Origin of the sequence: Rhodopseudomonas sp. (assembly GCF_036404135.1) — a bacterium.
In the GTDB taxonomy this organism is placed as follows: Bacteria; Pseudomonadota; Alphaproteobacteria; order Rhizobiales; family Xanthobacteraceae; genus Rhodopseudomonas_A.
Genome location: NZ_DASWPE010000152.1, coordinates 1 through 25,405, shown reverse-complemented (window position 1 = coordinate 25,405; position 25,405 = coordinate 1). Strand labels below are relative to the sequence as shown.

Annotated in this window: 24 protein-coding genes; all 24 read right to left on the bottom strand. The window is 65.6% G+C overall.

Annotated features, from left to right (window positions below; translation table 11 throughout):
• Nucleotides 1-36: 36 nt before the first annotated feature.
• Entirely contained in the window at nucleotides 37-1,182 is a 1,146-nt protein-coding gene (locus tag VGC77_RS18190; protein ID WP_331172972.1) for an ABC transporter substrate-binding protein, read from the bottom strand.
• The gene (locus tag VGC77_RS18185) at nucleotides 1,179-2,021 is read right to left on the bottom strand and encodes an alpha/beta hydrolase (RefSeq protein WP_331172971.1); all 843 of its coding nucleotides are present in this window, start codon (nucleotides 2,019-2,021) and stop codon (nucleotides 1,179-1,181) included. The genes VGC77_RS18190 and VGC77_RS18185 overlap by 4 nt, the downstream gene beginning before the upstream one ends.
• A 65-nt stretch (nucleotides 2,022-2,086) precedes the next feature.
• Nucleotides 2,087-4,456 (bottom strand): TonB-dependent siderophore receptor, encoded by a 2,370-nt coding sequence (locus VGC77_RS18180; protein WP_331172970.1) that lies wholly within the window; start codon nucleotides 4,454-4,456, stop codon nucleotides 2,087-2,089.
• A gap of 171 nt (nucleotides 4,457-4,627) precedes the next feature.
• The gene (locus tag VGC77_RS18175) at nucleotides 4,628-5,482 is read right to left on the bottom strand and encodes an AraC family transcriptional regulator (protein ID WP_331172969.1); all 855 of its coding nucleotides are present in this window, start codon (nucleotides 5,480-5,482) and stop codon (nucleotides 4,628-4,630) included.
• 217 nt (nucleotides 5,483-5,699) lie between these two features.
• Complete coding sequence (gene hypB, locus VGC77_RS18170; protein ID WP_331172968.1) at nucleotides 5,700-6,608, bottom strand: hydrogenase nickel incorporation protein HypB; 909 nt, start codon at nucleotides 6,606-6,608, stop codon at nucleotides 5,700-5,702.
• 80 nt (nucleotides 6,609-6,688) lie between these two features.
• On the bottom strand, nucleotides 6,689-7,291 hold the full coding sequence (locus tag VGC77_RS18165) for a HupE/UreJ family protein (protein ID WP_331172967.1): 603 nt from the start codon (nucleotides 7,289-7,291) through the stop codon (nucleotides 6,689-6,691).
• Nucleotides 7,292-7,499: 208 nt separating this feature from the next.
• Nucleotides 7,500-8,198: a Crp/Fnr family transcriptional regulator gene (locus VGC77_RS18160; protein ID WP_331172966.1), complete on the bottom strand. Its 699-nt coding sequence runs from the start codon at nucleotides 8,196-8,198 to the stop codon at nucleotides 7,500-7,502.
• 86 nt (nucleotides 8,199-8,284) lie between these two features.
• Nucleotides 8,285-8,638 carry a hypothetical protein gene (locus VGC77_RS18155; RefSeq protein ID WP_331172965.1) on the bottom strand — a complete coding sequence of 118 codons (354 nt, stop codon included), beginning with the start codon at nucleotides 8,636-8,638 and terminating at the stop codon, nucleotides 8,285-8,287.
• A complete protein-coding gene (locus VGC77_RS18150; protein ID WP_331172964.1) occupies nucleotides 8,635-8,841 on the bottom strand; it encodes a CooT family nickel-binding protein in 207 nt (68 codons plus the stop codon). Before VGC77_RS18150 ends, VGC77_RS18155 begins: the two co-directional genes overlap by 4 nt.
• A complete protein-coding gene (locus VGC77_RS18145; protein ID WP_331172963.1) occupies nucleotides 8,832-9,641 on the bottom strand; it encodes a carbon monoxide dehydrogenase accessory protein CooC in 810 nt (269 codons plus the stop codon). Before VGC77_RS18145 ends, VGC77_RS18150 begins: the two co-directional genes overlap by 10 nt.
• Complete coding sequence (cooS, locus tag VGC77_RS18140; RefSeq protein ID WP_331172962.1) at nucleotides 9,638-11,629, bottom strand: anaerobic carbon-monoxide dehydrogenase catalytic subunit; 1,992 nt, start codon at nucleotides 11,627-11,629, stop codon at nucleotides 9,638-9,640. Before cooS ends, VGC77_RS18145 begins: the two co-directional genes overlap by 4 nt.
• A gap of 16 nt (nucleotides 11,630-11,645) precedes the next feature.
• A complete protein-coding gene (locus VGC77_RS18135) occupies nucleotides 11,646-12,224 on the bottom strand; it encodes a 4Fe-4S dicluster domain-containing protein (protein ID WP_331172961.1) in 579 nt (192 codons plus the stop codon).
• A 38-nt stretch (nucleotides 12,225-12,262) separates the two neighbouring features.
• The gene (locus tag VGC77_RS18130) at nucleotides 12,263-12,604 is read right to left on the bottom strand and encodes a hydrogenase maturation nickel metallochaperone HypA (protein WP_331172960.1); all 342 of its coding nucleotides are present in this window, start codon (nucleotides 12,602-12,604) and stop codon (nucleotides 12,263-12,265) included.
• Between the two features lie 288 nt (nucleotides 12,605-12,892).
• Nucleotides 12,893-13,978 (bottom strand): nickel-dependent hydrogenase large subunit, encoded by a 1,086-nt coding sequence (locus VGC77_RS18125; protein ID WP_331172959.1) that lies wholly within the window; start codon nucleotides 13,976-13,978, stop codon nucleotides 12,893-12,895.
• A complete protein-coding gene (locus VGC77_RS18120) occupies nucleotides 13,975-14,493 on the bottom strand; it encodes an NADH-quinone oxidoreductase subunit C (RefSeq protein ID WP_331172958.1) in 519 nt (172 codons plus the stop codon). Before VGC77_RS18120 ends, VGC77_RS18125 begins: the two co-directional genes overlap by 4 nt.
• Entirely contained in the window at nucleotides 14,490-14,990 is a 501-nt protein-coding gene (locus VGC77_RS18115; protein WP_331172957.1) for a 4Fe-4S dicluster domain-containing protein, read from the bottom strand. Before VGC77_RS18115 ends, VGC77_RS18120 begins: the two co-directional genes overlap by 4 nt.
• 9 nt (nucleotides 14,991-14,999) lie before the next feature.
• Nucleotides 15,000-15,428, bottom strand: coding sequence for an NADH-quinone oxidoreductase subunit NuoB (locus tag VGC77_RS18110; protein WP_331172956.1), 429 nt, complete (start codon nucleotides 15,426-15,428; stop codon nucleotides 15,000-15,002).
• 12 nt (nucleotides 15,429-15,440) lie between these two features.
• Complete coding sequence (locus VGC77_RS18105; protein WP_331172955.1) at nucleotides 15,441-16,400, bottom strand: complex I subunit 1 family protein; 960 nt, start codon at nucleotides 16,398-16,400, stop codon at nucleotides 15,441-15,443.
• Nucleotides 16,393-20,184 (bottom strand): proton-conducting transporter membrane subunit, encoded by a 3,792-nt coding sequence (locus VGC77_RS18100; protein WP_331172954.1) that lies wholly within the window; start codon nucleotides 20,182-20,184, stop codon nucleotides 16,393-16,395. The genes VGC77_RS18105 and VGC77_RS18100 overlap by 8 nt, the downstream gene beginning before the upstream one ends.
• Nucleotides 20,185-20,543: 359 nt before the next feature.
• Nucleotides 20,544-21,509, bottom strand: coding sequence for a hydroxyacid dehydrogenase (locus tag VGC77_RS18095; RefSeq protein ID WP_331172953.1), 966 nt, complete (start codon nucleotides 21,507-21,509; stop codon nucleotides 20,544-20,546).
• 29 nt (nucleotides 21,510-21,538) lie between these two features.
• Complete coding sequence (locus VGC77_RS18090) at nucleotides 21,539-22,840, bottom strand: MFS transporter (protein WP_331172952.1); 1,302 nt, start codon at nucleotides 22,838-22,840, stop codon at nucleotides 21,539-21,541.
• A gap of 39 nt (nucleotides 22,841-22,879) precedes the next feature.
• On the bottom strand, nucleotides 22,880-23,770 hold the full coding sequence (locus VGC77_RS18085) for a dihydrodipicolinate synthase family protein (protein WP_331172951.1): 891 nt from the start codon (nucleotides 23,768-23,770) through the stop codon (nucleotides 22,880-22,882).
• 18 nt (nucleotides 23,771-23,788) lie between these two features.
• Nucleotides 23,789-24,922 (bottom strand): iron-containing alcohol dehydrogenase, encoded by a 1,134-nt coding sequence (locus tag VGC77_RS18080; protein ID WP_331172950.1) that lies wholly within the window; start codon nucleotides 24,920-24,922, stop codon nucleotides 23,789-23,791.
• A 2-nt stretch (nucleotides 24,923-24,924) separates the two neighbouring features.
• On the bottom strand, nucleotides 24,925-25,405 hold a 481-nt coding region (locus tag VGC77_RS18075), incomplete at its 5' end, for a 4-hydroxythreonine-4-phosphate dehydrogenase PdxA (RefSeq protein ID WP_331172949.1).

Genomic DNA, 25,405 nt, shown 5'->3' with positions numbered 1-25,405 from the left:
ACTCCTGAGGCAACAAATCCTGAGACATGGGCTGCGTCACTTCAGATCGATCCAATAGGTTCCGCGCATCGGCACCGCCAGAAAGCGCGCATTGATCTCCGCCATCGTCGCATCGGGGTCGATGTCTTGCATCAGCTCCGGGTTGATCCATTTGGCGAGCGCCTCGGTCGCCAGCAAGTTCAACGGCGTCGACAGCATGTTGTGGAACAGCCCGTGGACCCGGCGCTCGCGCACCGCGCGCAGTTCGGCAAAGCCCGGCCGCGCCACCACCGCCGCCAGCCGCGTGCGGATCGTCGCTTGATCAAACCCCGGACCGATCACCAGCCCGCCGGAGGCTTGCAGATGCGCGCCGCCGGTGCCGACATAGATCTGCGGATTCTGCGCGATCACATATTCCAATCCCAGTTGCGCGCTCGGCGCTGACGACACCGCGGCGGAGACGCTGTCGCCGCCGGCGAAGGCGATGAATTGCCCGATATTGCCGGCACCCGGGGCGTGGCAGCAATCGGAAATCCCGGCATGGGTCTCGACCAGAATGCTCGGCCGCGGTGCGGTCCTGCGCGCCAACCGCTCGGCGATCCGATCCATATGGGCCTGGTAGAACGCGGCATAGGCTCCGGCCTGCGCGTCGCGGCCGGTGACGCGGCCGAGGATGCGCAGGCTGCGCAGCGTGTTGTCGAACGGCGCGACGAAGAAATCGGTGAACACCACCGGGATGCCCGCCGCCTCCAGCTGCCGCGCCACGTCGTTGGCGCGACCACCCGGCGCAAAGCTGACGCCGAGCACCGCGAGACCCGGCTGCATCGCGATCGCCTGCTCGACCGAAAACGTCCCGTCATTGCCGAGGCCGAGCACCGGCACCGCGTCGATCGCCGGGAATTTCTCCCGGTACAGCGCGTAGCTCTCCGGGTCGCTTTTGCGAAAATCCCCGAGCCAGCCGGCCAGCAGACTGACGGGGGCGTCATGGATCAGCGACAGCGCGATGATCTGGCGGCCTTCGGCGAGCAAGATGCGCCGCGCCGGGCCTGGCAAGGTCACGCTGCGGCCGGTGACGTCGGTGACCTCGATCGGCTGATCGGCGCGGGCCGGCAAGATCACTCCGCCGAGCGTCAAGGCGAAGGCCAGCAGCAGCAGCGCCGCAATCGATCTTGCCGCCGCATCGCGCCCGCGAACACGCATCATGCCGCCCCCAATGCAAAGCGCAGCGCCCGGCTGATCGCCGCCGGCAGCACCGAGCCGTGGTCCTCGTCGGCGAATTCGGTGAACGACACCGCGAGCAAGGCGGCGTCGGCGCCGCTGAGTGCGCCGGCCAGTTCGGAGGCGTTCTCCACCATCCGGTTGCGCCGAACCCAGGCATCGTGCGGGTCCTGCCCCGCGCCGATCTGTTCGAGGCTGCCCACCGTCAGCAGCAACCGCCGCGGCAGTTGCTGCGGCGCGCTCGCCAGGAAGCGCTCGCGTTGCGCAAGCAGCCGCTCGCGAGCAAACCAGATCGAGGGGCTGGCCGCGATATAGCTGCGAAACAGCGCCGGTCGCGAGAACAGTGCGTGCAGCACCAGCAGTCCGCCGAACGAATGGCCGAACAGCGCGCTGCGGGCGCGATCGATCGAAAATTCATGCTCGATCTGCGGACACAATTCGTGCGTCAGAAAATCCAGAAAATCCTCGGCGCCGCCGGTCGCCGGCCATGGCTCATGGTTCGGGCGCGGTGGCAGCAGGTCTTGCGGCAAGGCCGGTGTATAATCGAAGGTGCGGCGCCCGGCATCGAGCCACGAGGTGGTCGGATAGCCGATCCCGACCACGACCGCCGGAGTCACGCCGGTCCGCTCCGGCCGCCGCGACTGCAACGCCGCGGCCGCCGCGGCGATCGGAAAGCTGCCATTACCGTCGAGTAGATACAGCACCGGCAGCGACTCCGACGCCGCGTCATGCTCCGGCTGCCAGACGAAGATCCGGTACTCCCGCCCGGCACTCGAACGGATGTCGCGCACCGACGCGCCGGGGATCACCGCGTTTGCCATCATGAGACGCTCCGGTTGGTGATCCGATGCAGATCGAACGGCCGGAGGCATCAGCGCGGCGGCGGTCGCTACCATTGGTACTTGACCGTGCCGAGCGTGGTGCGGCCGTTGCCGTAGAAGCATTGCGTCGCCGAGGCGCAGGCCGAGACATAGGTCTTATCGAACACGTTGCTCATGTTGACGGCGAGTTTCCAGCCTTTCAATTGCGGCGACAGCCCGGCGAGATCGTAATGCAGTTGCAGATCGGCCAAGGTATAGGCCGGCACCAGCATTGCCGCGGAGTTGATGTTGTCGCCGAACGAGGCGCCGACATAGCGGACGCCGCCGCCGCCGCCGAAGCCGGCCAGCGCGCCACTCTGCAGCGTGTAGTCCAGCCACAGCGAGGCGGTGTCCGACGGCGCGCCGACCGGAGCTTTGCCCTGCACCGCGATGCCGCTGACCACCTGCGTGCTCTTGGTGATCTCGATATCGGTGTGCGAATAGGCCGCGACCAGGTCGAGGCCGGGCTGCAGCGTGACCTTGCCGCTGAGTTCGACGCCCTTGGAGCGGACCTGGCCTTGCTGGATCTGGCAGTTGGTTCCCGACGCCGTGCACAGCGTATAGGCCGAGGCCAGATGCGTGGTGTCCAGCGTCAGCACGTTGTTCTGGGTGATGTCGAAATAGGACAGCATGAAGAAGCCGTTGAGACCGACCGGCTGATATTTGACGCCGACTTCATATTGTTCGCCGGTGGTCGGCACGAACGCAGCCCCGGTGTAGTCGGTGCCGATGGTCGGCTCGAACGAGGTCGAGTAGCTGGCATAGGGCGCAATGCCATTGTCGAACAGATAGGTCGCCCCGGCGCGCCAGGTCGCCGCGGAATCGTCCGGCCGGGCGCTGCTGGTGGTCTTGCCGGTGGCGATCGCCGAGGTCACCGAGGTGGCGTCGGCCCAGTCGTTGCGGACGCCGAGCACCACGGCAAGCTTGCCGAGCCGGACCTGATCCTGGGTGTAGACGCCGAGCTGGTTGCGGTCCTGATCGGTGCGGCTGGTCAGCGCCGGCACAACAAGGGTTCCGTAGTTCGGATTAAGATAGTTGATGTTGGTCGCAGTGCCGTTGCCGAACTGCGCGCTGGCGCTCGAGGTCTGATAGTCGAGGCCGGCGAGCACGGTGTGATGCAGCCAGCCGGTGTCGAACTTCGCCTCGACCTGGTTGTCGAGCGAGGCGGCTTTCAATTGCTCGATATAACGCGTGGTGGTGCGCACCAGGCAGAGATTGGTCTTGCTGCCGGCGCCGCAGGTCGAGCCGGCGCCGAACCCGGTGACCGACAGCGCCCTGAAGTCGCTGGAGACCTCCATGTAGCGCAGGTTCTGGCGAACGCTCCAGATCTCGTCGAAATGGTGCTCGAACTCGTAGCCGATCGAGGTCTGGGTGCGATCGTATTCATTAAAGGCCGGATGGCCGGAGAAGAAGTTCTTCGGGATCTGGCCGTTGGGATTGGCCTGCAGCGTGCCGAGCGCCGGCAGCCAGTTCGGCTGATAAGCGGAAGGATCGTGGTCGTAGCTGCCGCGGATCGTCCAGGTGGTGTCGACCGACGGTCGCCAGGTGATGGTCGGCGCGATCAGCTCGCGTTCGGTGGTGGTGTAGTTAACCTCGGTGTCGGCCTTGCGGCCGAGCCCGATCAACCGATACAGCAGGTCGCCATCCTTGGTGAGCGGCCCGGAGACGTCGAAGCCGGCTTCGTAGCGGTTGTGATCGCCGAACCTTGCCATCACCTCGCCCTGCGGCGTGGCGGTGGGGTTCTTACTGATCAGATTGACCATGCCGCCGAGATTGTTCTGACCGTACAGCACCGAGGCCGGTCCGCGCAGGATCTCGACCCGCTCCAGCAGATAGGGATCGACCGAGGGCATCGCGTAGGAGACGCCGCGCGGCAGCCGCAGCCCGTCCCAGAAATGCAGGTAGTTGGCGTTGGCGCCGAACCCGCCGAAGCCGCGGATGAACACATTGTCGAACCGATCGCCGACCCGGCTTTCCGACACCACGCCGGGCTCGTAGCGCAACGCCTCGGCGACGCTGCGGGCGCCCTGCGCGGCGATCTGGTCCTTGGTCACCACCGACATCGATTGCGGCGTCTCCAGGATCGCGGCGTCGGTCTTCGATCCGGTGCTGCTGCGCTGCGCGACGATGCCGCGAACCGGACCGCGCGCGCTTTCTTTCGGCGCGGTGTCGACAACCGGCGCCTGAACCGCCGGCGCCGGTTGAACCGCCGGCGCGCGGGTCACGCGTTTCGCCGCGGCGCGCGGCTTGACGTTGCGGCCCTCGATCACCACTGCGGGAAGGTCGGAGCCGTTTGCCGGCGGCTGCGCCGCCGCGCCGGAAGTGAAATCGACCAGTTCGGCCGCCGCGACCAGCGCGGACAACAGGGGCAGCCGGCCCCGGCGAAAGGATGTCGTCATGTCAGCGCGCCCCACCAAATAAGTCCCCGCAGGCGCGCGAACCGTTCGCAACGCCACGTCTCTTGGTGCGACAGTGGCCGCAGGAGGACAATGGCGAAGGCTTTCGTTTGCCGAACTCTGGCTTTCGGTGCAGTTTAGTGGCGTTAAAAACTGCCGCGATGAAGTCACCCGCTAGCGCAGACTGCTCGGCGACACGCCGAACCGCTTGCGGAACACGGTGGCAAAATGCGCGGCGCCATAGCCGACGTGATAGGCGGCTTCGGAGACGCTCATTTCCCCCGACGAAATCAGCTTGTAGGCCTGCTCGAGCCGGTATTCCTGCAGGAAGCCGTAGGCGGTGGAGCGATAGATCCGGCGAAAGCCGAGATTGAGCTTGCGCACATTGAGGCCGGTCTGCTGCGCCAGCGAGTCCAGGCTGGGCGGGTTGCGCATCGCGCCGACCAGCAGATCGCGGGCCTGGCGGATGCGGTCGACATCCTTCGAGGAGAACTGATGGCCGTCATGGTCGTCCGCGTCGGAGATGCAGGACGACAGCGCCAGCGCAACCAGTTGCATGGCCTTGCCGCCGAGATACAACTCGCGCTCGACGCCGCGGATCGGGCAATTCATGATCTGCGCGGCCACCGCCTGCAAATCATTGCCGGCCGAACTGGACAGCAGCACCGCGCCGGGCGCGCTGCCGCCGCTCGCCTGCAGCGGCGAGCGATCGAACGCCGCCGCGATCTCGCTGCCGAGCAGCTTTTCGTCGAGCTGCACGATGACATAGCGGACCGGCACATCGGCGGCGAACACCTGGTCGCGCTGGCCGCCGCGGAGGCTTCTGATCATCAGCACCGCGGGGCCGCAGATCTCGCGCTCGCCGGCGTCGCCGATCCGGATCCGCAACCGCCCGCTGAGCAGCATCACGGTCTTCACGCCGGCGGCCAGTTCGGCATTCACTCGCTTCGGCTGATCGAACTGGGTGATTCCGGCCGACACCACCATCGCACCGGAGAACAGCGGAAACCTTTCGCCTTCCCGTTGCAAGGATGACCGTGTCGTTGTGGTCGCGCGACTTGTCATCCACTCCTGCACTGGCCCGGGCGCGCCCCGAAAGCCTCACGGATTGCCGGGGCCGGAGCATCGGGCATCACCCGATCAAGCCCTTTCGATAAGCGAAAAGAGCCTAACTTTGCCATTGCAGCGCGGCAAGCCGCGCGGGCCGCGGCAGACTACATTCGCTCCAAACCGGCGGCGGCCGTCGCTATGGCGTGGCGCGAGCCGCGATGGCGCGTTGCTGGGTTTCGATCCACGCCACCCAGGCCGCCAGGCCCTCGCCGCTGGTGGCGGAGAGCTGCAGCACCGGCAGGGTCGGATTGACCCGGTGCGCCAGCTCCAGGCAGCGTTCGACATTGAAGCTGACATAGGGCGCCAGATCGATCTTGTTCAGGATCATCAGATCGGCGGCGGCGAACATGTCGGGATATTTCAGCGGCTTGTCCTCGCCCTCGGTGACCGACAGGATCACCACCTTGGCGGCCTCGCCGAGATCGAAGGCGGCCGGGCAGACCAGATTGCCGACGTTCTCGACGAACAGCACCCCACCCTCGGCAAGATCGAGCCGCGCGAAGGCGTCGGCCACCATCGCGGCATCGAGATGACAGCCCTTGCCGGTGTTGACCTGGATCGCCGGCGCGCCGGTCTCGCGGATGCGATCGGCGTCGAAGCTGGTCTGCTGATCGCCCTCGATCACCGCCACCGGCAATCGGCCGGCCAGCGCGGTGATGGTGGCGCAGAGCAGTGTGGTCTTGCCCGACCCCGGGCTCGACAGCAAATTGAGCGTCAGAATGCCGGCCTGCGCGAAACGCGCGCGGTTGGCTTCGGCGAGACCGTCGTTGTGCGCCAGCACCGCGCGCTCCAGCTTGATGACCTGGCGCTGGTCGAGCCCCGATACGGAAACCCCGGCCGCGCCGGCGCCGTAATGCATAGCCGCATGATCGTGCTCGGCGTGTTCGGCGTGACGATGATCATGGTCGTGCGGATGATCGTGGTGATGGCCGTGCGGGGTGCCGGCCGCGTGCAGCGCCGCATGCGCGGCGGCGTCGAGCTCGGCGTGGTCGTGGCGATGCTGTCCGTCAATGGTTTCCTGGCCGCAGCCGCAGATCGCACACATGGCCCGCCTCCTGTTCGATGTGGCGATCGCTCGCCAAAGCCCACCGCCGCCCGTCTTTAGGGCGGCGGCAAAATCAAATGTCAGATGATGCCGCTGAGCAGGCCGACGCCGGCCGCGGCGACCACGCCGCCCGCGGTGCGCACCGCCGCCGTGCCGAGCCGGTCGCCGACCTTGCCGATCGCAAAGCCAAGACCGATGCCGCCGACGTGGAGCAGCGCGGTGGCGGCCATGAAGCCGAATGCATAAGATAGCCCGCTGACGTCCTGCGGCATTTCCGCGCCATGCGCGTGACCGTGAAACACCGCGAAGAATCCGACCATGCCGACGGCGAGCGCCACCGGCATCGCGACGCCGCTGGCAACGATGGCGCCGAGCGCGATCAGCGAGGCGGCGATTCCGACTTCAACGAACGGCACGGCGATGCCGGCCGCGCCGAGCGCGCCACCGCCGGCCATCACCAGCACGAAGCTCGCCGGCAGCAGCCACAGCGCGCGGCCGCCGAGCTTGAACGCCAGAAGCCCCACGGTGACCATGGCAAAGACGTGGTCGAAGCCGAACAGCGGATGCGCGAAGCCGTGCGCCACTCCGCCGAGGTGATCAAGGCCGGGATGGGCGAAGGCGACGCTCGGCAGCAACGCGGCTGCAAGGCCGAGCGCGGCGATCTTGATGACGTTGGTGTTCATGGTCGTACCCTCTTCTGCTGATGCGTGTGGGGCGAACGCCGCCGAGCAACATCGGCACCGTTTGTGCGAATTGCATCAGAGTTCGTTCGTCATGGCCGAACGTCGTCGGATGCCTCGGCAGGACTTCTTCAAATCGTCATCCTGCTCGAGCTTTTTGATTGAGCATGATCTGTTCCGAAAACCGGCGGTCAGTTTTCGGGATCGTGTTTTAGAGCGGGCGAATCTTCTTGCCCACGCTCGACCATTCCTCCGCCGGCAACCGACCGGCCGCCGCGATGGTCAGCCGCGGCATGTCGAGGATGGTGTAGTCGGTGCGGCCCTTGCGGCTGATGTAGCCCTCCTTGATCAAGCTGTTCAGCGCCGTCGAGGTGGTCTGCCGCGAGGAGCCGATCAGATTGGCGATCTCCTCGATGGTGAGTTCGACCGACAGCGTGATTCCGGTTCCCGAAGCCTTTCCCTCGCTCGAGGCGCGGTCGACGAAGAACCACGCGATCCTTTGCTTGATGTCGTGAAACATCAGATCCTCGATGGTGCGCATGCAGGACATGATCGCGCGGCCGAGAATCGAAACCAGTCCGAAGGCGATCGCCGGGCACTGCTCCAGTTTCTTGCTGAAGGTGCGGATATCGGTGAAGCGCAATTCGCTCTTCTCGACGGCCTCGATCAGACAGCCGGAGTGCATGCAGAAGATATCGCCGGGGACCAAGTAGAACAGCGTCATTTCCCGCTCGTCGCCGACCAGATAGACCTTCAGCTTGCCACCCATCACCACGAATACGCCGTTCTCGTCGCCCTCGCCGGTGCAGATCATGCTTCCCTTGTCGTGCTTGCGCACGTTGAAGCCGTTAAAGAACCCCTCCCCGGATGGGCTGGTCAACACATCGGCGATATTGAAGCGCGGCGGCATGTCGTTTCCCTCACGCAAGGGGCCTCGGGCGCCAGCTGTCCGACATCGGGCTGTGACCGCGTTGATCGAACGCGGCAACCCTGTCGTCACGCGATCGGGCGCGGCCCTCCAATTTTGGCTTTATGATGCTCAGTCACATCATGGGAGCCGGGTGTCACTACACTTTCCGGGGAGTGGTGAAGGTGGGGTTGATGGCCATGCGCGTGGTGCGAGAACACGTCCCGCGCCGGGCTGCCGCCGATCTCCTGCAGCGCGGCCTCCAGCGAGCGCCGCGCCAGCTGCACGTCGGCCATCGCCTGGTCCAGCGCCTCATCGAGCCTGGCATTGACGCCGATGGCGCCGCGCTGCGCTTCGATCTCGGCGACATGGTCCTGCGCATGATCGATAAAATGCGCCAGATAGGCGCGCAGCCGCGCCTTGGCCTGGTCCTGTGGCGTCATGGGGTGTTCTCCTCGATAAGAGTGACGATTACGCCTTTTTGCATGTCGATCCGCTGGATCGAGACGCCCAAAAACAATTGCTCGTCCCCGAACAGGGTCGAGACCCGCACCGCGCCGGGCTCAAAGCTGATCGCGGTGACGTCCTTGACTTCAACCGCGCCGGTCGAGGCGGTGCGGCTGACGACCACGGTTCCTAGGCACATTGCATCTGCTCCTTCGGCTGCTGCGTGGGCGCGATGCGATCGAGCAGCGTCAGCTGCAGCGCATGCGCGCGCTCGCGTCCCGCCTCGGCCAGATCGTAGAACGACACGCCGGCCTGGTCGGCGGCCTGCACCGCGGCGTCGAACGGCAACGAGGCCAACAGGTCGCAGCGCTGCGATTGCTCGGCGATGAAGCCGCGGTCCTGCTCCGAGGCCACCTTGTTGGCGACGTAACAGATCTGCTTGATGCCGAGTTCGCCGGCCAGTTGCTCGATCTGCCGCGCGGTCTGGAAGCTGCGCGCGCCGGGCTCGACCACGATGATCAACAGGTCCACCGCCTCGACGGTGCCGCGGCCGAAATGCTCGATGCCGGCCTCCATGTCGATCAGCACGCATTCCTTGCGCCGAGTCAGGATGTGCCGCAGCAAGGTCCGCACCAGCGCGTGCTCCGGACAGACGCAGCCAGTGCCGGCGTGATCCACCGTTCCCATCAGCAGCATCTTGACGCCGGCATGCTCGACGCAAAACTGGTCGGGAATGTCGTCGACCTTCGGGTTGAGGATGAAGTGGCTGCCCATCCCGGCGTGGGCGCCGGTGCGTTGGCGCGCCAGATCGACCATCTTCGAGATCGGCGTGACGCCGGCCAGCCGCTCCGGCGAAACCCCGATCGCCGAGGCCAGATTGGCGTCGGGATCGGCGTCGATCGCCAGCACTTTCCAGCCGTCGTCGGCGAGCGCGCGGGCCAGCATGCCGACGATGGTGGATTTGCCGACGCCGCCTTTTCCGGTGACCGCGATCTTCATGACAGCCTCGCAGGGATCACCGGGCGCTTCGCCGCGGCGAGCGCGTGGATCAGCGGCGCGGCCAGGGTGCGGAGGCCGAGCCCGTTGCGACGCTCCTGGATCGCGGCGAACATCTTGTCGGCGGCAATCGCCGGATCGGTCTCGACGATGAAGTAGCCGCCGAGCAGCTCGCGCGCCGTGGTGGTGACGAGTTGGCTCACCACGTCGGAGCCGACGATCGGCGGCACGGTGCCGAGATGGGTCGGGATGCCGAGCGCCACCGCCCAGCTGCCGATCACCACGGCCTTTTCGGTCATCGCTTCCGGCGCCGAGGCGACCAGCGGCAGATCGGAAATATCGACGCCGAGCTTGTTGGCGAGCGCGGTGGCGAGCGCCACGGCGCGGCTATTGTCGACGCAGGAGCCCATATGCAGCACCAGCGGCAGCGGCCCGCCAAGCCCGGCGGATTCGCCGATCGCGGTCAGCACGCCTTTCAGGCCCTCGCCGGCATATTGCCGGGTGGCGTCCTGGGTCATCATGCCGGCCTTGGCATAGGCGCCGGCGGCGCAGCCGGTGGCGAGCACCAGCACGTTGCGTTTCGCCAGCGAGCGGGCGATCTCGATATAGGCGCTGTCCTGCTGGGTCTTGGTGTTGTTGCAGCCGGCGAACAGTACCACGCCCTGGATATTGCCGTTGACGATGTTGTCAACCAATGGCTGCAGCGGATCCTCGGCGTTGATGGTGGCGAGCGCCGCCACGATCGCCTCGGTGCTGAAGCCGACGATCGCCTCCTGCGCAATGTTGGGGATCTGGATGCGGCGCGGATCGCGATGCTTGAACGCTTCGATCGCCATCCGCACGATCGAGGTGGCGTTTTCCGAAGCCTTGGCCTCCTGGAAATCCATGTGGGTGGCGCCGGCGATCTTGTTCTGCTTGTCGGTGGTGATGATCTTGGTGTGGAAGCACTCCGCAACCCGCGGCAGCGACGGCATGATGCACTGCACGTCGAGCACCATGGCGTCGAGCGCGCCGGTCAGGATCGGCAGTTCCTGCGATAGATAGTTGGTGGCGAGCGGAATGCCGTGGCGCACCATCACCTCGTTGCCGGTGCAGCAGATGCCGATGATGTTGATGCCGTCCTTGGCGCCGGCGGCGATCGCCTCGGCGTTGAGGTCAGCGGCGATGTCGCAGATGATATCCGACAACAAGGGGTTATGGCCGTTGACCGCGACGTTGACGGCGTCGCGCTTGATCACGCCGAGATTCGACGAGGTCACGATCGGCTTCGGCGTGCCGAACAACGCGTCGGACAATTCGGTCGCCAGCATCTCGCCGTCGAGATCGGCCAGCGCCACGCGCAGTCCGCCGAGGATCAGGTTGGTCGGATCGGCGTCGCAGCCGAGATGGGTGCGCGACATCGACTGCGCCACCGAGGCGTCGATATTGTGCGGCAACAGCCCGAGGTCGCCGAGCTTCTTCAGCCGCGGCGCCGGCAGCGACGCCGACAACCAATGGCACGGCTCGTCGTAGTTCTGGTTCTGGAAATCGTGCAGCGTGAGATCGGCGAGTTCGCGGACGATGGTCATCAGGTCGCGGCCCTCGGTCGCGACCCCGAGCCGCGTGGCGACGACCCGCAATTTCTCTTCGTCGCGGATCGAATAATCGTGCAGATGGCCTTGGCTGAGATGCAGCATCGCCAGCGCGATATGGCGGCCGTGCTCGGAATGCGCGGCGGCGCCGGCGGCCATCATGCGGACCAGGTGGCGCGCGACGATGGTGTCACGATCGGCGCCGCAGATGCCGAATTGCGGGCCCTGGCCGAACGGATCGATCCGGCACGGGCCTTTCAGGCAGATCCGGCAGCACAGGCCGGTGGTGCCGAAGCCGCATTGCGGCTGCTGCTGGGCATGACGGCTCCATGCCGTGCCGATATTGTTGGCTTCGGCAATCGCCAGCATCTGGACGGCGGCGGGATCGGACGAACAGGTGTTACAATCGAGGCAGGCCACGGGAGAACCTCTTCAATTAGAGCGAAATACGCAGGGAACGATGGGCTTGGGCGAGCTCGCGGGCGCGGGCCAGTCGCAACGCATCGCGGTAGGCGATCAGATCGACCATCTTGATCGCCTTGGTCGGGCAGGCCTCGACGCAGGCCGGATCGGTCTTGCCGTTCTCGGCGCGCCAGTCGCTGCACAGGTCGCACTTCTTGGCGACGCCGCGGTTGGTGATCGACGACGGGCCGAGCTTGGCCTCGGAGCGCACCGTGATGGCGCCGAACGGGCAGACCATGACGCAGAGCTTGCAGCCGATGCATTGCTGCTCGACGATCTCGATCTGGCCGTTGGCCTGGCGGCACGATCCGGTCGGGCAGACCATGGTGCAGGGCGCGTCCTCGCACTGCCGGCACTGCATCGGCATGGTGGCGCCGTCGACCGACACCACCTGGTTGCGGGCGTGCAGCGGCAGATGCGCCGCGACCGCGCTGACGATATCGTGGCCGTCGCCGTGCGCGACGGCGCAGGCCAGTTCGCAGGAATGGCAGGCCAGACAGCGATCCGGCTCGGCATAGATGATGACGTTTTCTTTGGCGGGTCGTTGCGACATCTGTCGGCCTCCGGGCCTGTTACATTGGCTGCGCGCCGCTAGGCGCAGACCACGATCTCATCGACGGTCATTCCTTCCGACGGCAGCATGCTGACGTCGCTTCCCTGGCAAGAGCCGCATCGGAAGCGCTGATCGGCCACCCGCTCGTCTTGGCAATCCCTGCAGAACACCCGCACAGGGCGACGGTTGATCCTGAGCAGCGCGCCGGCCATGTTGGTGTCTTCGGCCAGCAGATCGAACGACGATTGCAGCACGCGCGGCTCGATGCCCTGGAGGCCTCCGATCGTCATCGTGATCGCGGAGACCTTGCCGCCACCGCGGCGCAGCACCTCCTCGTTCACCACCCGCATGAGGGCACAAGTGATTGTGATCTCGTGCATCTCGGGGACCCCAGAACCATGTCGTGGTGGTGGATTAGGCCGATGCCGCGGGCGGTTCTGTCCGCCAAATGACAAATCGAAAAAAGATTTAGAACGCTGCAAAACCGGGCGAGACGCCGCGCGTCCCGGCGCTTGCCGGCCGACGACGGCGCGGTGCGCCAGCCGAACGGCGAAAGCCATCCGGGGCTTGCTGAGCCACCCTGGATGGCTTCTTTGACGGGCTTTAATGCCCGGTTTCGCTGAACGGCCTTCGCGCAAGACGGCCGGGCGATGTCTGATCCTGGCGCGTCAGCGCTCGGTGCAGGAAATGCAAGGATCGATGCTGTTGACAATCAAGGGAATGTCGGAGATCCCCTCGCCCACCATCATCAGATGCAGCACGTCCCAGTTCATGTAGCTCGGCACCCGCCATTTCACCCGCGCCGGAATATCGGTTCCGTTGGTGTTGACGTAGTAGACGAGTTCGCCGCGCGGCGCCTCGACCTTGGTGACCGCCTCGCCGGCCGGAATGAACGGCAAGGGGCCGGCGTCGGTCGCACCGTCCGGCAGGTCACGCAGGCATTGCCGCAACAGCCGGATCGAGACCGCCACCTCCTTCAGCCGCACCATGGCGCGCGACCAGACGTCGCCGTCCGGATAGCTGATCACTTCGACGTCCATCTTGTCATAGACCGCATAGGGCGCCGCGGTGCGCACATCGTAGCCGTAGCCGGCGCCGCGCGCCACCGGACCCATCAGACCGTATTCGATGCAGTGTTCGCGGCTGATCTGGCCGACGCCGCGGGTGCGCCCCTGGATCGTGGCGTTGCTCTCGTAGACCGGGATGATCTCGTTCAGCAGCAGCGGCTCCAGCCGGTCGAGCTGGGCAATGATGTAGGCCGACTGAGCGGCGTCGATATCGTATTTCACCCCGCCGATGATATTGGCGGCGAGGTCCATGCGATTGCCGAACACGGTCTCCTTGGTGTCCTGCATGATCTCGCGCGCTTCCATCACATGCATGAACAGCGATTCGAAGCCGACCACATGCGCCAGGATCGCGACGTTGAACATGTGCGAGGCGACGCGCTTGATCTCATCGGCGAACACCCGCAGATATTGCGCGCGCTCCGGCACCTCAATGCCGGCGATGGTCTCCAGCGCCATGCAATAGGCTTCCGGATGGCTATTGGAGCACAGCGAGCAGACCCGCTCGATCAGCGCCAGGTTCTGGTAGATGTTGCGCTTGGCGGTGAGATATTCGATGCCGCGATGGACGTGGCCGGCGGTGATCTCCAGCCCGGCAACCTTCTCGCCCTCGACGTCGATGCGGAAATACATCGGCTCCTCGAGCGAGACGTGCAGCGGGCCGACCGGCATGTTGAAGGATTTCATCGTTGCTTCTCCCGATCGGTGATCAGCCGCTCGAACAGCATGTTGGTCGAGGCGGCGTTGGAAATCACGGAGAGCGGAATCAGCCGCTCCATCACCCGGCCGTCGACGCTTTCGTCGAGGAACAGCCGGCGATTGTCGGTCCGGCCATTGGTCTTGATGTCGTAGAACTCCATGAATTCGCGTTCGTGCCAGTCGGCGTTGCGGAACAGCGTCACGATGCTGTCGACGCTGGCGCCGCTCGCGAGCGTCACCTTGATGGTGACGGTCGAGCCCTCGATGTCGAAATGATAGGCGATCTGGTTGCAGCCGGCCTGTTGATCGGCGAGCGCCGTGATCATGCTCAGCCTTGCGTCGAACGCTTTCAGCGCGCGGCACGCCGCGATGAGGTCGTCCTTGTCGGCCAGCGTGATCCAGGCGGTGACCCGACCGTGGCGGTCTTCGCTGATCGAGAAATCGCCGCGGATCATGCGGGCGACGGACATCACCCGATCCTTGATGCTGGATGCATCGCTCATATCATCTCTCCTCTGTAGCTCGCCTTGCGCCGGCACTCCGGGCACAGATCCATCAGCCGCTCGGCGCGCGGATTCGGTCCCTTGTAGGCGAGCTGTGTCAGCACGCTGCCGGTCGGCAGCAGCTTGTCGCCGCACGACGTGCAGCGCTTATAGGCAACCACGGCATGGTCGAGCTGGGCGTATTTGTCCTGCTGCAGATGCGACAGGTGCCAGTCGTTGCTGAGCTTGATCGCCTTGGTCGGGCAGTAATAGGCGCACAGCCCGCAGGATACGCAGGTGTTGTGCCAGATCACGAAATGCAGGCCGTCCTCGGCCTCGGCGAAGCGGATCGCGCCGGCGGCGCAGACGTGCTCGCACATGTTGCAGCCGACGCAGGTGGCTTCGTCGAACGTCACCTTGCCGCGATAGCCGGCGGGCGTGGTCGCTTCGCCGAACGGAAACGCTTCGGTCGAAGGCCCCTTGCGCAGATTGTCCCAGAGGATTTTCAGGAATGCCACGATCCGCTCCTATGTCCGCTTGGCCCAGATTTCGATGGCCATGGCGATGCCTTCGATGATCGCCTGCGGCCGCGGCGGACAGCCGGGGACGTTGACGTCGACCGGCAGATAGCGATCGATCGGCCCCTCGATCGCGTAGCTTTCGCGGAACACGCCGCCGGAGATCGGACAGATCCCGACCGCGACGGTGACCTTGGGGTCGGGAATTTCCTCGAACACCCGCAGCACCCGGTCCTTGACCCGCGCGGTCAGCGGCCCGGTGATCAGCACGATGTCGGCGTGCTTCGGGCTGCCGCAATATTGGCAGCCGAGCCGCTCGACGTCGTAGCGCGGAATGCAGGCGGTGGTGGCGAGCTCGACGTCGCAGCCGTTGCAGGAGCCGGCGTTGATGCGATACAGCCAGGGTGACTTTTTCGCCGCGGTCGAAAACAAATTCATGAGCATCGCTCCTTAAAGCCGCGCCGCGACGAGAACCAACCCGGCAACGCCGAGCAGCTCCGGCCACTTCAGATAGAACAGCACCGCCTGATCGATCCGCATCCGGCCGACCGCGGCCTTCAGCAGCGCGCCGGCCAGCACCATCACCAGGCATTTCAGCGCGAACACCATGAGGCCGGCGATGCCGTCCGGCCCGTTGGGAAAGAACAGCGCGACGCCGAGCCCGATCACCACCACGCTTTTGATCGCCGAGGTGAGCTTCAACAGGCCGAGCGGCGGGCCGGAATATTCCACCAGCGGCCCTTCCAGCACTTCGGCCTCGGCCTCCGGAATGTCGAACGGCGCGATGCCGAGATTGGCCGGGATGAAGCTCAGATAGGTCAGGAACGCCGGCAGCAGCCAGGGATCGAACAGGAACGCGCCGTGGCGCTGCTGATAGGCGACGATGTCGGACAGATTGAGCGCGATCGGCTGGCCCATCACCGAGCCGGCGTGCAGCGCCACCGCGACCAGCGACAGCAGGATTGGCCCCTCATAGGCCAGTACGATCGCCATCTCGCGGGAGAAGCCGATCGCGCCATAGGGCGAGCCGGAGGCGGAGCCCGCCAGCATCAACGCCACCGCCGGCACCGAGACCAGATAGAACAGCACGATCAGGTCGCCGAGCATCGGGCTCGGCTGGTAGAAGCCGGGGATCGGGATCATCGCCGCGGCGACGCCCATCGCCGCGAGGCCGATCAGCGGCACCGTCAGGAATACGAATGGATTGGCGGTGTCGGGGATAAGCGTGCGTTTGCGCATCAGCTTGATGAGATCGTAGAACGGCTGCACGAGCGGCGGCCCGATCCGGCGCTGCAACCGGGCGATGGCGCGGCGCTCGACGCCTTTCAGCGCGAGGCCCAGGGCCATCGCGAACAATCCGCCGGGAAACACCACGACGGCGAGCAGGGTCCAGAGCGCGTCCTTAATCATGGTGGTGACTTTCGATCGCGGGTTCGGCCCGAAGTGCGAGCCGGATCAGCCGCTCCGGCGTCTCGTACAGCGCCGAGGCCGGCATGTGCATGCGGGCGTTGGGGATATTCATCACACCGCCGGTGTGGACGTAGCTCGCGACCCTGGTGCTGCCGGCGATCCGGCAATACAGCCAACCGATCAGGCCGACGCCGGCGAGCGCCACGCTGAGCAGCAGCGGATTGAACGATCCGGGCAGCCCGCCGAGCCAGCTTGCCTCGATCGGCTCAAGCCCAAGACTGGTCTGGATGCCGGCGATCGGCACCAGCAGCAGGCCGGGAAACACGCCGACCGCAACGCTGGCCGCGACCAAGAGCAGCATCGGCGCCAGCATCACCGCCGGGGCTTCCTTCATGCCGGCCGCAACCGGCGACAATTGTCCCATGAAGGCGGTGTGGGCGAATTTCAGCACTGCGGCCAAAGTGAACAGGCTCGACATCAGCGCCGCCAGCGCCAGCAGATAGTGCCCGCTCTGGAACGCCGCCTGATAGATCAGCCATTTCGAGCCGAAGCCGTTGAGCGGCGGAATCCCCGCCAGCGACAGCCCGGCGAACAGCAAGATGCCGAAGGTGATCGGCATTTTCCGCCCCAGTCCGCCGAGTTCGTCGAGGCTAGTGATATGCGCCTGCGCCAGGATGCAGCCGGCGACCAGAAACAGCACATCCTTCAGCAGCATGTGGTTGGCGGCGTGCATCAAGCCGCTGGCGATGCCGAGCGAGGTGCCGAGCGAAATCCCGAGCAGGATGTAACCGAGCTGGCTCACGGTGCTATAGATCAACAGCCGTTTGATGCCGGTCTGCACCACCGCCATCGCGCCGGCATAGAGCAGCGTGATCGCGGCGATCACCGCCACCACCTGCATCAGGTTCGGCATCCAGGCTGAAATGCTGGCGATCCTGGTGAAGGTCGCGCCGGCGCCCAGCACCACGAAAAATTTCAAAATGCCGTAGGGGCCGACCTTCAGCAGCACCGCGGAGATGTAGCCGGAAACGGGCGTCGGCGCCGGCACGGTGTGCATCTGGTAATCGATCCGCAGCGGCAATTGCGCGGCTTTCATCAGGAAGCCGGCGAAGATCAGGCTGACCGGAACCAGCAGCGCGACCGCCGGCAGCTTGCCGACAGCTGCGGCCAATTCAGCGATCTGGAAGGTGCCGGCGACTGAGGCCAGCATGGTGACGCCGAGGAACAGCACGCTGGCGCCGACGAAATTGAAGATGAAATACTTGGTGCCTTCGCGCAGCGCTTCCGCGGTTTCGTCGTGGCTGATCACCAGATACAGCGTCCAGCTGCTCATCAGCTCCCAGAAGGCGAAGAACGAGAACAGATTGCCGCTGGCGGTGACGCCGAGCAGTCCGGCGATCATCGCCAGGAAGTAGAAGAAGAACCTGTTCTGGGCATGGCCGTGCGCCATATAGCCGATCGAATAGCACAGGTTGATGCCGCCCATCGCCACGATCGCCGCGGCGTACCAGAACGACAGCGCGTCGTAGCTCGCCGCCTGCAGCAGCACGCCGGCCAATGCAGCGGCCATCACCGCCACCGAGAGCACGCCGGCGCGCAGCGGGCGGCCGCGGCCGAAGAGATAGACCGCGACGGCGCCGAGCGCGGCGATCGCGGCGGCGAGCGACCACTGCATGGTCAGGGGCGGCAAGGCTGCGCGAGCCAATTCGCTGTGCGCGGCCAGCCGATCCACCACCGGCACCACGAAATGCAGCACGGCGTCGGGATACAGCCCGTTCACCACACACAACGCGGCCAGCGCGCCAAGCACGATTCGCATCGACAGCGACGCCTCGGCGATCTCCGGGCCGCGATACGGCGCGAAGAACACCGCGCGCAGGATGCGGGCGTAATACATCGCGCCGATCACGCCGCCGAACAGCATCACCATCGCCACCGGGATCTGGCCGGCCTCGACGCAGGCATAGATCATCAGGAACTTGCCGACGAACCCACCGAACGGCGGCACGCTCATGATCGCCAACAGGCCGATGCCCATGCAGAACGCGGTGAACGGCATCTTGCGGCCGATGCCGTTCAAGGCATCGAGGGTCTGGCCCTTGGCGCGCATGATCAGCGCGCCGGCGCAGAAGAACAGCAGCGTCTTCATGATGGCGTGATTGGCGACATGCACCAGCGCGCCGGCCAGCGCCAAATAAGTGCCGACGCCGATCACCATCGTAATCTCGCCGATCTGCGCCAGCGTCGAATAGGCCAATAGCCGCTTGATATCGACCTGCCGATAGGCCTGGATCTCGCCGATCAGGAAGGTGACGCAGCCCAGCGTAATCAGCACCACGCCCGGCGCGGTGAGCCCGCCGAACACGTCGAGATGCACGAAACTCGCCGCGCCGAACACCGCGAACAGCAGCTTCACGATGCCGAGAATGCCGGCCTTCGTCAGGATGCCGGACATCGGCGCCGAGATCGACGATGGCGCCACCGGATGGGCGTCCGGCAACCAGCTATGCAGCGGAAACAGCCCGGCCTTGGCGCCGAGCCCGACCAGGAAGGTGGCAGCGATCAGCCAGCCCATCGCCGGCGACAGCTGCGACGCGCGCTCGGCAATCTCGCTGAGCTCGAAGCTGCCGAGCTGGGTGTGCAGCAACAGGATGCCGAGATGCATCACATAGGCGCCGGAGGTGCAGATCAGGAAATATTTCATTCCTGCCTTGAGCGCCTTGTCGGTCTGCTCGTGGATCACCAACAGATACGAGCTCCAGGTCATCAGCTCCCAGAAGAGATAGAAATTGCCGAGATGCTCCGCGGTAGCGACGCCGATCAGCGAGCCGATCATCACGAACAGGAAGAAGAAATAGCGGTTGATGGCGTGCGAATGCGCGATGTAGCGGACCGAATACACCGCGACGGCGAGGCCGACGCCGGCGAAGATCAGCGCGAAATAATCGCCGACGTCGCCGCGCTTCAGGGTGAACGCCACCAGCGCCAGCGTCGCCGCCGCGATCACCACGGCGCCGACGCTGCGCAGCGAGGTGGAGAACCGGCCGAGCACGAACAGCAGGAACCCGCCGACATAAGGCAGCAGCACCGGCGCGCTCCAGGCGGTCTCGAATTCCGGCAGCGCGGAATGATCGACCATGCCGGCGGCGGTGGCGGCCATCGCCAGGAAAGGGTCGGGATAAAGACTCATCACGATGGTGGCGAGCGCCAGCACCACCATCGGCGCGTCGCGCGGGGTGATGGCGAAGAACGAGATCGGTTTGTCCTTGAGGATGCCATGGCTCTGGCGCTGGAAGCACACCACCTGCACGGTGCGGATGAAATACACCGCGGCGATGATGCTGGCGAGCGTGCCGCCGACCGCGAGCAGCCAGTCGCCGTTTTCGATCGCGGCGTACAGAATAATGAATTTGGAGAACGCGCCCTTGAACGGCGACAGCCCCATCACCGAGAACATGCCGAAGCCGAACATCAGCGACACGAACGGGAAGCGCTCGACGCTGCCGACCAGATCGACCAGTTTCGAGGAGCCGGTGCGGCGGATCAGGTGCCAAGCCGCGACGAGCAGCAGCGCGCGCATCACCAATTGGTAGCCCAGATGCATGATCGCGCCGGTGTCGCCGGTCAGGGTTCCCACGCCGAACCCCATGAGAACATAGCCGATTTCGGCGACGCACGAGGCGATCAGCAGGCGCTTGAGATCGCGCAATTGCAGCAGCGCGGTGATTTCACCAGCCACCGTAAGCAACAGGCCAAGCCAGCCAAGAAACGAAATATGAGCCATGGACCGCATCCGTCCTGTTGCCTGCCCCGCGGGGATCGGCCGTGGAGTAGGCCAACCCCGCGGCGAATTCCGTCAGACAGCGGACAAATCGGAAATCTTTGCCGCGGCCGGCGGCGATCCGGCAGCCGGCCGGCTGCAAATGCCGGACGCACGGCCGGATGCAAAACAGCCTGGGCCCCGGTCGCATCCGCGACCGAGGCCCAGGCTGTGTGCTTTGCGGCTGACGCTGCGGCGAGCCGGATATCGGCGGCGGCTGCGCGGCGAAACTGCTGCGGAGCCCGCAATGCGCCGAGATCGTCGCCGCGGTTGTCGCTCCCGAACGACGCGGGACGCGGCTATCGCGCAGCTTGCGATCGCATCTATCGATTGACCAGGCAGCGCTGATCGACGGCCCCGCCCCGCAGCAGCGTCAGCACGTTACGCACCGTCATCAACGAGACTTCGCGCCGCGCTTCCTCGGTGACGCCGCCGCAATGCGGCGTCACGATCACGTTGGGCAGGGTCCACAGCGGATTGTCCTTGGCCGGCGGCTCGACCGCGAAACTGTCGAGTCCCGCCGCCGCGAGCCGACCGGACGTCAGCGCATCGAACAGCGCCGCCTCGTCGACCACCTCGCCGCGCGCGGTGTTGATCAGCAGCGCGCCCGGTTTCATCAGGCCCAAGGCGCGGGCGTCGATCAGGTTCTGGGTCTGCGGGGTCAGCGGACAATGCAGGCTGACGATGTCAGAATCCGCCAACAGCGCGTCGAGCGACTCCACCCTGCGGGCGTGCGGACCGAACGCCGCTTCGGGCGCGAACGGATCGTAGGCGATGGTGGTCATGCCGATCGGCTGCACCATCGCCGCCAGCGCCCGACCGATCATGCCGATGCCGATCAGGCCCAGCACCCGGCCGCGCAATTCACGGCCGCGGTAGCCCTTCTTGTCCCAGCCGCCGCCGCGCACATAGGCGTCCTGGTTGCGCACATCCTTGATCAGCGCGAGCATCAGCATCAAGGCGTGTTCGGCGACCGAATGCGCGTTGGCGCCGACGGCGGCGAGCACCGGCAGGCCGAGCGCCTTCGCCGCTGCGAGGTCGATCTCGTTGGTGCCGGCGCCGTGCTTGGCGACGACCTTCAGATTCGGCGACGCCTTCATCAGGTCGGCGTCGATCCGCTCGACCAGGCGGACGATGATGGCATCGGCGCCGGAGCGGCCGAGCAACTCGACCGCCTCCTGCTTGATCGGATAGGCCGCGGTATGCAGCGAGGTGACGCCGGCCTCGCGCAACATGTCCTCGCCCTCGGCGGCGACGGGGCCGCCGAGGCTGACAACGGTGAACGCCATGATCTATCCCTTCCAGTTTTCGCTGCGGCTCACGCCCGGATCGGCTCGACCTTGCCGAGCAGCAGGGCGTAGTTGAGGATGCCGAGCAGTCCGATGCCCGCCGAGAACAACAGCGCCGCGTTGAACGATCCGGTCTGCGCGACGATGAAGCCGGTGACGATCGGGCCGACCACGCCGCCGAAATTCGACACCATGTTCTGCAGGCCGGCGACCACGCTGGCCATGTTTTTCGGCGCGACGTCGCCGGGCAAGGCCCAGACCTGCGAGGCAGCGATCGTGGTGCCGGCCTTGGCGATGCACAGCAGCGTCACGGTCAGTACCACGCTCTCGGCGACCGCGGCGAGCCCGATGCACAGCGCCATCGTCAGGCCGGCGATCAGGAACAGCTTGCGGGTCGCGGTCAGCGACAGCCGCTTGGAGCGCACCACGCGGTCGGACAGCATGCCGGCGACGATTTCTGCGACCAGACCGGCCAACAGCGGCAGCGCGGCGATGAATCCCATCTGGATCATCCCCATGCCCTTCTCCTTGACCAGGTAGGTCGGCAGCCACGTGATGAAGAAATACGAGATATAGTTGATGGTGAAGAAGCCGAGGCACATCGCCCAGATGTTGCGATAACGCAGCAGCTCGTACCATCGCATCGCAATGGTCTTGTCCTCGCCATGCTTCATCGCCTGGCCGTCGCGGATGTAATCGACCTCCGCCTTGTTCGCCATCGGATGGGTTTCGGGCGTCTCGGTGTAGAACCACCACCAGATGATCGCCCAGACCACGCCGATGCCGCCGATCACCACGAAGGTCATGCGCCAGCCGACCAACGCGATCAGCCAGACGATCAGCGGCATGGCGATCGCGCCGCCGAATTTCGAGGCGCTGTCGAACAGCCCGGAGATCGTCGCGCGCTCGCCGTCGGGGAACCATTTCGAGGCGATGCCGGCATTGCTCGGATAGGCGCCGGCCTCGCCGACGCCGAGACCAAGACGCATCGCGAACAAAGAATAGAAGCCGGTGGCGAGCCCGGTCGCGGAGGTGGCGAGCGACCACAGACCGACAGAGGCGCCAAGCCCGATCTTCTGGCCAAAGCGGTCCGCAAAATAGCCGGCCGGGATTTGCAGCAGCGCATAAGACCAGAAGAACGCCGACAGGATGAAGCCCATCTGGTCCGCAGGAATCGACAATTCCGAGCTGAGATGCGGCGCCGCCGCCGACAGCACGGTGCGGTCGATGTAATTGATCGCGATCGCCGACCACATCAGGCCGGCGACGATCCAACGGATGTTGGTAGCTTTCACCAAGGAACTCGTCGGCAACGCTGCAACATCGCTCATTTTTGTCCTCCCTTTCAATGCATTTCCGGTTGCCGTCGATCAGTCGATCGCTTCGGCGAAGCGCTGTGAAATCTCTCGCACCTTCTCGTTGACCTCGTCGGAAATCAGCACCGGCGCACGGCTCGCTCCGACCTCAGGCATCGCCAGACGCAGCGCGCGCTTCACCAGCGCCGGCGGGAAGCCGTGGGCGTAGAGTTGCTTGCGCAGGCTCGAATAGTGGTCCTGGTGCTTGGCCGCCAAGGCGGCTTCGCCGGCGACGAACGACTTGTGAATCGCGTTGAGCGTCACCGGCGAGATGTTGCCGAGACCAGAGATGCAGCCGGCGGCGCCGTTCTGCAGGCCGTGCAGCACCAGGGAGTCGGCGCCGACCAGCACGTCGAAATCCTTGCGCTCGCGGGCGATGGCGAGGAAGGCATCGAGGCTTTCCTGGGAGCCCGCGCTGTCCTTGATGCCGATGATGTTGGGGTGATCGGCAAGAATGCGCGCGGTATCCGGCTGGATCGTGTTCCCGGTGCGGGCCGGGATATTGTACAGATAGACCGGCTTCGACAGTGCGTCGGCGACGCGGCGATAGTGATCGATCAGCTCGGATTGCGAACAGGCGATGAAGGACGGCGTGATCGCCGACATCGCCTTGACGCCGAGCTTCTCGATGAGCTTGCCAAGCGCAATGGTTTCGTGGGTCGAAATTTCGCCGATATGGGCCAGCACCGGCACCCGCCCGGCGGCGGCCTCGACGCAGATCTCGGCGACGCGGAGTTTTTCCTGGAACGACAGCGCGTAGAACTCGCCATTGGTGCCGGCGCAGAACACGCCGTTGCCGGCTTTGGCCTGGCGCTCGACCTGGCGACGCAGTGCGGGTTCGCTGATGTCCTCGCTGGCGTCGAACGGGGTGACGATGGCGACGAATGGTCCAAAGATCCTGGTCATGTGGTTTCCTTCCTGGCCTTAGGCGGCGGCGCGGTAGATGGCGAGAATGTCGTCGCGCGTCAGATCGCGCGGGTTGTTGTCGAGCAGCCGGCGGATGGCGTGCGCCTCGTCGGCCATGATCGGCAAATCGTCAGCGGGAACGCCGAGCGCCGACAGCCGCATCTCGCAGCCGAGCTCGACGCACCATTTATGCGTGACCGCGAACACGGCGGCGGGATCGGAGTTCGCCTGAAGGCCCAGTGCCGCAAGGATCGTCGCGGTGCGCTCGGCGGCCGCGGGCGCGTTGAAGGCCAGCATATGCGGGAAGATCAGCGCATTGGCGGCGCCGTGCGGAATGTGATGACGCGAGCCGAGCGGATAGGCGACCGCGTGGCCTCCCGCGGTATTCACCGGACCGAGACAGAAGCCGCCATAGAGCGACGCCAGCGCCATGCCGGCGCGGGCTTCGCGGTCGGCGCCGTTCTCGGCCACGCGCGGCAGCCAGTGGCCGACCAGCCGAATGCCTTCCAGCGCGTAGAGATCGATGGTCGGATGCGCCTTCTTGTTGGTGTAGGCCTCGACGCAATGCGCCAGCGCGTCGACGCCGGTCGCGACGGTCACGGCGCGCGGCACGCTGAGAGTCAGGTCGGGATCGACCGCGGCGAGATCGGCCAGCATGTGGTCGCTCTGCACCGCGAGCTTGGCGAGCGTGTTCGGATCGGTGACCAGCGCGCGGGTCCCGGCCTCGCTGCCGGTGCCGGCGGTGGTCGGCACCTGAACCAGCGCGGGGGTGCGGCCGAGAACCTTGTCCGGACCGACGACGTCCATGAAGTGCTGGCCGCTGCCGGGCAGCACCGCGGCGAGCTTGGCGAGATCCATCGCGCTGCCGCCGCCAAAGCCGATGATCAGATCGGGCTTGGCGGCTTCGACCGCCGCCAGCAGCCGTTCGAGATCCGCGGCGTCCGGTTCGGGCCGGAAGCTGTCAAACACGATCGTCTCGCAGCCGAGCTTCAGCACATCGACGCGCGTCGCATTGAAGCTGTCGGCGACGACGAAAGCCTTGTTCAGATGGCGCTTGCCGACCCAGTCGCCGACGCGCGCGGCGACGCCGGACCCGAACAGGATCTGCGGCGGACGGAGAAGGTCGATCGGCTGAGACAGGTTTACGGCCATTATCAAGTCCTGTTGTGGAGACGGGCGGCGGCCAATTTCACGGCGTAGTCGATCGCTTCGAGCAGCGAGGTCTCGCTGGCGATGCCCTTGCCGGCGATGTCGAAGGCGGTGCCGTGATCGACCGAGGTGCGGATGATCGGCAGGCCGAGGGTGATGTTGACGCCGGAGAGGTCGTTCCAGGTGCCGGTGGCCGGGTCGATATCAAAGCCGAGCAGCTTGACTGGGATGTGGCCCTGGTCGTGGTAGTTCGCGATCACGGCGTCGTATTGGCCGGCGCGCAGTTTGACGAACACGGTGTCGCCCGGCACGGGTCCGACGACGTCCATGCCGTCCGCGACGGCTTGGGCGATGACTGGGGCGGCGATGTCGATATCGTGGCGTCCGAAGAGGCCGCCTTCGCCGGCGTGCGGGTTCAGGGCGGCGACGGCGATGCGGGCGCGGCCTAGGCCGAGCCGGGTCAGTGCTTCGTGCGTCAGGTCGAGC